Raw genomic sequence first — 3,125 nt, forward strand, 5'->3', positions numbered from 1 at the left:
GGCCGCGGGTGTCGGGCCGGCGCTCCTCGGCCTGGGCGATCTCGGCCGCCTCCTGGCGCGTGGGCGGGGTGAAGCCCTCGGGGAAGGCGCCGACGGGGATGCGCTGGCGGGTGATGCGCTCGATGTCGCGCAGGTACGCCTTCTCCTCGTCGTTGCAGAACGAGATCGCGAGCCCGTCGGCGCCGGCGCGCGCGGTGCGGCCGATGCGGTGGACGTAGCTCTCGGGCACGTTCGGCAGGTCGAAGTTGACGACGTGGCTCACCGCCTCGACGTCGATGCCGCGGGCGGCGATATCGGTCGCCACCAGAACCCGGCACTGCCCGTCCTTGAAGGCGGCCAGCGCGCGCTCGCGCTGCGGCTGGGACTTGTTGCCGTGGATGGCGGAGGCTGCGATGCCGACCTTGTCGAGGCCGCGCACGACGCGGTCGGCGCCGTGCTTGGTCCGGGTGAAGACCAGTACGCGCTCGATCTTGGGATCGCGCAGGATGTGGGCGAGCAGCGCCTGCTTGGCGCCGGTATGGGCGAAGATCACCTGCTGCTCGACGCGCTCGGCGGTGGTGGCCACCGGCGTGACGGCGACCTGGACCGGGTCGCGCAGGTACTGGTCGGCGAGGCCGGCGATGTTCTTCGGCATGGTGGCCGAGAAGAAAAGGCTCTGGCGCTTGGCCGGCAGCATCTTCACGATGCGCTTGAGCGCGTGGATGAAGCCGAGGTCGAGCATCTGGTCGGCCTCGTCGAGGACGAGGATCTCGACGCCCTCCAGCGTCAGCGAGCGGCGATCGACGAGGTCGATCAGCCGGCCCGGGGTGGCGACGAGGATGTCGACGCCCGGCGCCAGCGCCCGCTCCTGGCGGCCGATGGTGACGCCGCCGAACACGACGGTGTTGGTCAGCGGCAGGTGCTTCCCGTAGTCGGAGAAGCTCTCGGCGATCTGGTTGGCGAGCTCGCGGGTCGGCGAAAGCACCAGCACGCGGCAGCCGCGACGCGGCGCATGGCGCTTCTCGAGGCTGAGGCGGTGCAGGATCGGCAGCGCGAAGGCGGCGGTCTTGCCGGTGCCCGTCTGGGCGATGCCGCAGAGGTCGCGGCCTTCCATCGCCGGGCGGATCGCCTGCGACTGGATCGGGGTGGGGGTGTGGTAGCCGGCCTCTTCGAGCGCCTTCAGCACGGGCTGGGCGAGGCCGAAATCAGTGAACTGGGTCAAGGTATGACTTCTCAGGCAGCCGGATCGCGGATACGGGCCCGGCTCAAGTCGAGCGGCGCCGCGAAGTACCGTTGAGGTGCGATCCGTAGAGCAGGAGGCAGCCCGCGTGATGGGGCGGCCCGGGTGCATGCACGTTATGAAGAGAGGGGCCGGACATTCGGAGAGGCGCGATCCGCGCCGTCCCTCGTATCCGTCACGCAGCCCTCTCAAGCGGACCCATCTGCCGGCCGCTGACGCTGCCCGTTGGCTATGCGCCTTCGCAGTTGCGAAGTCAACGGCCGGTCGACCGTCGCGGCGATGCGGGATGGACGCCACGGCACGACCGGTGCAGCGTCCGCCCATGCGACCCCGCACACCGTCCCGAGTCGTCCCGCGATGGAGCGGATTAGCCCCATCCCGGGATCGCGGCGCAGCGCGCCTGCACGGCACCTGCGGATGATCACGCACCACACGGCGATCTACGTCGGCTCCCGCGGCTTCGCGGCGGCGATCAACCTCGGTTCGGTCGCGGTGTTCACGCGGCTCGCGCCGCCGGAGAGCTACGGCACCTACCTTTACATCCTGTCGTGGTCGCTGGTGCTCTACGGCGCCACCTGCCAGTGGCCGAAATTCGCGTTCTTCGCCCTCTACGACGAGGCGAGCGAGGGGGCGCAGGTCGGCACCGTCCTGCGCATCCTCCTGTGCACGCTGACGCTGGCGGGGGTCGGCAGCGCGCTCGCGGTGGCGCTTCACATCGTTTCCCCACGCATCGCCGCAGCCATCGTCGCGCTCGCCTTCGGCACCACCCTGTTCGAGGGCGCCACCGAGATCGCGCGCACCCGGCTCAAGGCCGTCGCGGTGGCGATGTCGGTGATCCTGCGCGGAATCCTCATGCTCGGCCTCGGCGGCGCGGTGCTGACGGTCTCGGGCGACGCCGTGCACCTTTCGCTGGCTGTGGCCGCCGCCTACGCGCTGTCGTCGATCCCGGCGGCGGCCACCGTCGTGCCGCTGATGCCGGGGCGCGGCAGCCGTGCGGAAGCCTTGCGCCTCATCGCCTACGGCTGGCCGCTGGTTCTGTCCTTCGGCATCGCGGCCTTGGCCCAGGTGGTCGACCGGCTGATCATCGTGAAGACCATCGGGCCGGAGCATCTCGGCGCCTACGGCGCGATCGCCGACTTCCTCAAGCAGAGCTTCGTCGTGTTCGGCGAGGCGCTCGCCCTGTCGCTGATCTCGATCGCCAAGCGCGAGGCGCGCGCCGGGGGGATGGCGGCGGCAACCGCGGTGCTGTGCGACGCCGCCCGCGCCATGGCGGTGGTCGCGGCCTTCGGGGCCGCGTTCTACCTCAACTTCGACGGGATCGTCGTCTCGATCCTGCTCGGGCCGGATTACCGCGACCAGGCGCGCGCGCTGGCGCCGGTATTGATCCTGGCCAGCGTCCTGATGATGTTCCGCGCCTACTACTTCGGGCAGATCATCTACTTCACGGCTTCGAGCCGGCTCGAAGCCGTCGCCTCCACCGCGACGCTCGCGACGGTGACGGTGCTCTCGCTGGCGCTGATCCCGCATCTCGGCGTCGCCGGCGCGGCGATCGCCTTCGCGGCTGGGCAGGCGGCGGCCTGCCTCGTGTTCGTCCTCGGGGCGAACCGGCGCGGGTCCGGCCTGCCGGCGATGCCGCTGCCGCTGGCCGACGTCGCCGGCATCGCTGCGATCGCGCTCGCGACGGGGCTGGTCCCGACGGCGTTGTCCTGGCTCCCGGGCGGGGAGGGCGCGCCGATCCAGATCCTGCGCTTCATCGTCCTGACCCTCGGCTTCCTCGCGGCCGTGTGGCGCTACGACGTGGTCGGCGTCGCAGGCGTCGTGCGCCACCGCCTCGGCCGCGTCGCCGGATGAGCGCGGGGCCGACGGCGATGGTGCCCGGCGGCCTGTTCGCCGCCCTGCGCCCGCT

General features: G+C 71.3%; 2 protein-coding genes. One reads left to right on the plus strand and one right to left on the minus strand.

Annotated elements, in window-relative coordinates:
• A partial coding sequence (locus tag FV229_RS26110) for a DEAD/DEAH box helicase (RefSeq protein ID WP_147754706.1) occupies positions 1-1,201 on the minus strand: 1,201 nt, incomplete at its 3' end.
• Positions 1,202-1,636: 435 nt separating this feature from the next.
• On the opposite strand from FV229_RS26110, the gene FV229_RS26115 reads away from it, so the two are divergent.
• Positions 1,637-3,070 (plus strand): polysaccharide biosynthesis protein, encoded by a 1,434-nt coding sequence (locus FV229_RS26115; RefSeq protein WP_147754707.1) that lies wholly within the window; start codon positions 1,637-1,639, stop codon positions 3,068-3,070.
• The last annotated feature ends 55 nt before the right edge of the window (positions 3,071-3,125 follow it).

It is taken from the genome of Methylobacterium sp. WL120 (genome assembly GCF_008039465.1).
GTDB lineage: Bacteria > Pseudomonadota > Alphaproteobacteria > Rhizobiales > Beijerinckiaceae > Methylobacterium > Methylobacterium cerastii.